At 69.3% G+C, this 5,274-nt stretch carries 5 protein-coding genes and 1 other RNA gene; 3 read left to right on the forward strand and 3 right to left on the reverse strand.

Annotation, left to right across the window (positions count from 1 at the left end; translation table 11 throughout):
- Both D6689_22695 and ssrA read left to right on the forward strand, forming a co-directional pair.
- Positions 1-1,738, forward strand: a 1,738-nt coding sequence (locus tag D6689_22695; GenBank protein RMH36307.1) for a tail-specific protease, incomplete at its 5' end; no start/stop codon positions are given.
- A gap of 352 nt (positions 1,739-2,090) precedes the next feature.
- Positions 2,091-2,452, forward strand: a transfer-messenger RNA (tmRNA) gene (ssrA, locus tag D6689_22700).
- A gap of 5 nt (positions 2,453-2,457) precedes the next feature.
- Here the strand turns inward: ssrA and D6689_22705 are convergent.
- Genes D6689_22705 through D6689_22715 form a run of 3 tightly spaced genes read right to left on the reverse strand, consistent with a single transcriptional unit; the run spans position 2,458 to position 4,658 of the window.
- Entirely contained in the window at positions 2,458-3,591 is a 1,134-nt protein-coding gene (locus D6689_22705) for a site-specific integrase (GenBank protein ID RMH36311.1), read from the reverse strand.
- A gap of 5 nt (positions 3,592-3,596) precedes the next feature.
- A complete protein-coding gene (locus D6689_22710) occupies positions 3,597-3,812 on the reverse strand; it encodes a DNA-binding protein (protein ID RMH36308.1) in 216 nt (71 codons plus the stop codon).
- Between the two features lie 57 nt (positions 3,813-3,869).
- Entirely contained in the window at positions 3,870-4,658 is a 789-nt protein-coding gene (locus D6689_22715) for a hypothetical protein (protein ID RMH36309.1), read from the reverse strand.
- 128 nt (positions 4,659-4,786) lie between these two features.
- On the opposite strand from D6689_22715, the gene D6689_22720 reads away from it, so the two are divergent.
- On the forward strand, positions 4,787-5,062 hold the full coding sequence (locus tag D6689_22720; GenBank protein ID RMH36310.1) for a hypothetical protein: 276 nt from the start codon (positions 4,787-4,789) through the stop codon (positions 5,060-5,062).
- The last annotated feature ends 212 nt before the right edge of the window (positions 5,063-5,274 follow it).

Below are 5,274 nucleotides of genomic sequence, written 5' to 3' on the forward strand. Positions count from 1 at the left end.
CAAGCGCCCGTGGGCCAAAACCGAGGCCGAGCTCGCCGACCGGTGGCGCAAATCGCTCAAGCTCCAGGTCCTGCAGCGCGTCGCGCTGATGGAGGACATACTGGCGGCCGCCGACAAGGCCCAACCGGTCGACAGCGACGGCGACGGCGACACCGACAAAGACGACGAGATCGCGGCCAAGCGCCTCGGCGAGATCCCGAAGACGCCCGAGGAACGCGAGCGCAAGGCGCGCGAGGATCTCGCCAAGAGCTTCGCCGGCCGGTTCAAGCGGCTCGCGCAGGTCGACCCGCTCGAGCCCGCGGAGATGTTCCTCAACTCCGTCACCGAGGCGTACGACCCGCACACGCAGTACCTCGCGCCAGCCGACAAGGAGGACTTCGACATCGCCATGTCCGGCTCGCTCGAAGGTATCGGCGCGCTGCTCGTCGAGGACGATCACTACATTCGAGTCCAGGAGCTCGTCCCGGGCGGCCCCAGTTGGCGACAGGGCAAACTGCAAGCGGGCGACCTCATCCTCGCCGTCGCGCAGGGGAAGGACGGCGAGCCCGTCGATGTCGCCGACATGCGCATCAAGGAGGTCGTCAAGATGATCCGCGGGCCGAAGGGTACCGTCGTCACCCTCACCGTCAAAAAGCCCGACGACACCATTCAAGTCATTTCGATCACGCGGGACGTCATCGAAATCGAAGCCGCCTACGCGCGCGGCGCCGTGCTCGACCGCGGCGACGGCTCCCCGCCCATCGGCTACATCGCGCTCCCCAGCTTCTACGGCGACACCCGCCGCGGCGGCACCGTCACGGGACGCAACGCACCGGACGACGTGCGGGCGCTGCTGCGCGAGCTGTCGGCCCGCAAGGTCGCCGCGGTCGTCCTCGACCTGCGCGGAAACGGCGGCGGCCTGCTCGACCACGCGCGCGACATCACCGGCATGTTCATTCGCACTGGCCCGGTCGTCGCCACGCGCTACGGCAACGGCAGCACCCAGGTGCTCACCGACGACGATCCCGACATCGCTTACGCCGGACCGGTCGTCGTCATGGTCGACCGCTTCAGCGCATCCGCCTCGGAGATCCTCGCCGGCGCGTTGCAGGACTACGGTCGCGCCGTCGTCGTCGGAACCAGCGCCACGCACGGCAAGGGCACCGTCCAGGTCCTGATCGACCTCGACCGGGTCGCCGGCCGGCCGCGCGCCCCGCTCGGCGTCGTCAAGCTCACCATCCAGCAGTTCTTCCGCGTCAACGGCGAATCCACCCAGCTGCGCGGCGTCGTCCCGGACATCGCGTTGCCCGACCCCGCGGCTTACGTCAAATCGGGCGAGCGCTTCCTCGACCATGCCATCCCGTGGAGCCGGATCGATGCGCTCGACTATCGGCGGTGGACTGGCGCGCGCTGGCAGATCGATCGATTGCGTGCCGCCTCCGAGGCGCGGCAAGCCAACGAACCCGTGTTCGCCAAGGTCGTCGAGCGCGCCGCCTATCTCAAGCAGCGCCTCGAGCAGACCCGCATGCCGCTTCAGCGCGACAAGTGGCTCGCACGCCGCGCCGCCGACAAGGCCAAGCTCGACGACGTCGACCTCGATTGGACCAAGGGCCCCGCGCGCTTTACCGTCACCGTGATCGACTACGCGCACACTCCCGGGTCCAGCGAGGCCGCCGCCGAGTGGCGCGACAACGCCGCGCGCGACCCGTGGCTCGACGAGGCCGCCCGCATCGCCGCCGACATGGCGGCCGCGAAGTGACCGGCAGGCGCGGCGCGTGCCACCGCGCGGATCGCGGCGGGCGCGGCACGTGGGACCGCGCCGGGGCGCGGCGATCGCGGCCGCGTGCGACCGCGCGGAGCACGGCACGTGGGACCGCGCCGGGGCGCGGCGATCGCGGCCGCGCGGGGCGCGCCGGGGCGCGGCGATTCTGGCTGCGCAGGGCGCGCCGGGGCGCGGCGCGTGCGACCGCGCTCCGGCCGGCCGCGCCCTGACGGGATGCGACCGCCGCTCCATGCGCCGCGGTCAGCCCGGCGCCCGCTTGACGGCGTCCCGCCCGCAGCCCATAACTACGGTGCGCTCTCCCTCGCGGCGAGCGCCGGTTCTGTGACAAGGGGGCGAAACGGTTTCGACGGGGATGACGAGGTTCGAGCTGCGCGTCGTGGCGCCCGTGGCCACGTAAAAACGGGCACAAACTGCAACTGCGAACGACAACGCTGTTGCCCTCGCTGCGTAGCTAATCGCGGCGACGGCGCTCGCCGGCTTCCGCCTGTAGCCGGCGAAGCGCCGCCGACAATCAGGCTAGCCCGACGGCAGAGTCAACCGGCCCAAGGGCGAAACGCAGGGTTGACTAGCCCTGGCCGACGGCGGCCGACGGCCAGCGACCAGGGCGAATCCTTCAACGGTCGGCTACACGCGTAGACGCTCGTTCGGACTCATCTTCGGACCCGGGTTCGACTCCCGGCGCCTCCACTACTCAACTACCTGTGATACCTCCACATTTCGATCGCGGAGGTGTCCGTCTCCCATATGTCTCCACGATCGGATCTGCGATCGGCGCCCTCGAGCAACCGGATCGCGCGCTCGGTCTCGCCCGGCGACAGGTGCATGTAGCGCAGCGTGGTCTGCAGGTTCTTGTGGCCCGCCAGCCGTTGGATCGACAGCGCCGGCGCGCCCCGCATCGCCAGGTGCGAGCAGAACGTGTGCCGCAGAAGGTGCATGCCGCCCGTGGCCCGCAGCTTCGCGCGCCGCTGGGCCTTGGCCATCCACTTCTGCAGCACCTTCGCCGTCACCGGCGCGCCGGCGTCCGTGTACAGCACGCGGTCGCCGATCAGGTGCCGGTGCCGCGCCAGCGCCGCGCGCAAGCGCGCGGTCATCGGCACCACCCGGCACTCCATCCCCTTGGTCGCCGTCACCTTGCCCTTCCACTCCGAGCGCTCGACCGAGATCAGCCCGCGCCGCACATCGCAGTCCGCCTGCTCGAGCGCGATGATCTCGCCGCGCCGCAGCCCGGCGTCGCCGCCGAGCAGCACCACGATCTCGATCCGCGGGTCGAGCGCGCGCGCCGCCTCGATCAGCCACTCGTACTGATCGAAGTCGTAGAACTTCGGCACGCCCTTTTGCACCTTGAGCAGCCGGATCTGCACCGGCATCGCGTCGATCACGCCCCACTCCACCGCGCACTTGAGCGTCTGGTTCAGGACCGTGAGCACGTTGTTGACCGTGTTCGGCGCCTTGCCCGCCATCTTCGCCTTCAGGCGCGCCACGTCCTCCTGCACGAATTCGTCGAGCTTCTTGCGGCCGTGGATCGGCAACAAGTAGTTGCGAAACGCCGCCTCTTTCGTCTCGATCCCCGCCGGCTTGTGCTGGTTGGCCACGCAGTGGTTCACCATGAATCGCGGCTTGAACTCCGCGAGCGTCGGCACCTCCTTTCTCGGCTTCGCCAACCCGTGGAGCGCGAGGTGGCGCTCGCGCGCCTCCCCCCAGCGCCGCGCCGCCGACCGCGACGACACCGGCGCCCTCCGGCGCTCCCGGTGCCGCTTGCCGTCCGGCAACATGACCCTGATGTCCACTTCGAACCCGCCTCGCTTGTACTTTCTGACTCGTACAGTCATCGCCATCACTCCTGTGGCGAGACCGCACGCCTTTTCTCGAGCCATTCTACCAAGCGAGCGCGATCGAACAGCACGCGGCGGCGAATGCGCACGACTCCCGGGATCTGCCCACGCTCGACCATCGCGTAGACCGCCTTGCGCGACGTGCGCAGCCAATCGGCCACCTCCGCGGCCGTGGCCAGGGCCGGCAGCGTGGGGTGCTCGACGTGACCGCGGGCCATGTTCCACCCCTAGCCGGTCACACCGGCCCAAGTCGACGGAAACAAGCGCGCGCGGATCTAGCGCGATTCCGCGATGGCGGCTCTCCGCTTGCGCCAGCGATCCCGCACCAGCCGAACATCCGCGCGATCGAAGCCGCCGACGAACGCCAAGTCGCTCAGATCGTCGACCGTGGGTTCGCCGAGCCCCGCGACCGCATAGTGGTTGCGCACGCCCTCGTAAAACGCTCGAAACACGCGATCAGGCGTACGACGCGGCGGCCGAGCAGGCTCCGCGCCGGCCAACTTCGTCGCGATGGAGCACACCAGCTCGAGGAACTCCCCTGTCATAAAATCCTCGGTCACGTCCACCTCGGGCGCGCACCCCACCATCGTCAGCGCGACCGCCCGGAACTCCGCCGCGATCTCGTTGAAGGATGGGCAGTCATCGCCAGCTGACAGCGCCCGTGCCAGCTCCCGCCGCGCCCGAAGAACGCTGTCCAGAACCGGCAGCGGCGGCTCGCGCAACAGCTGCTGCAAGAAGTCGTCGTCGAAAAAGAACGACAGGCGAGGCGATACGTCCGCCGGGCGGCCGTACACCGCCAGATGGACCCGCTGGAGCACCACGACACCCTTGATCCACGGCTCGAGCGGCGGCGCCGCCTCGACGCCCCCTCCCTTGATCGCAGCCTGTGCAGCCCGCGGTGCAAACGACTGGAACCACACCTCGATCGCCGGCGGTGCAGCGACGACCAGACCCGCCAGCGAATCGATGAACGGATCGCGCCCCGGGTGGCGCTCGCGATACGCCGCCGCCACCTGCTCATGGATGCCCATCCCGTCGACCTTGAGGAACATGCCGGTTCGCATCAAGTGGTGATTCCGCTGTGCCGAACACAGGCATAGATATTTCGCGCCGTTGGCACCGTGGAAACAAGTCCCGCCGCCCCAGACTTGTTTCCGCTCGCTCGCACCGAGCGAACGGTTACATCCGAACGATGCGCCGCTGCCAATTCTGCGATCGCTGGTTTCGCAACAAGCAGGCCGTCCGAGCGCACCTGCGTTTCTGCGCGCCGTACCTGCAGGCCCGCGCGGACGGCACCAGCCCCACCCCCGCGCGCCTGGTGGAGCGAACGTACTACCGCTGCGCCGGCTGCGCCGACTTCGTCGCCGACCGCGAGGACGTGCATGCCCTCTACCGCGGCCGCTGCCCCAAATGCGGGTACAGGGAGTGGACGGACATGGGCACACACTGGGTGCCTGATAGTGCCTAATGTGGAACGTGCGCTCACCCTCGCTTCCCGAGACCCAACGGCCACCACCACGCGGGCCCGACCGCTGCAAATCGTGACGCGGTCCGCGAACCATGGGGTTCCAAGCGTGCACTCCCCCCGGCCGCTGGCGTACACTGGATCCCGCTGAGGGGCTCGAAGCGGAGGGTGCAACCGTGCTGCGAGTGGACGTCGAAGCCGCTCCCGAACTGAAC

It is taken from the genome of Deltaproteobacteria bacterium, from assembly GCA_003696105.1.
Lineage (GTDB): Bacteria > Myxococcota_A > Polyangia > Haliangiales > J016 > J016.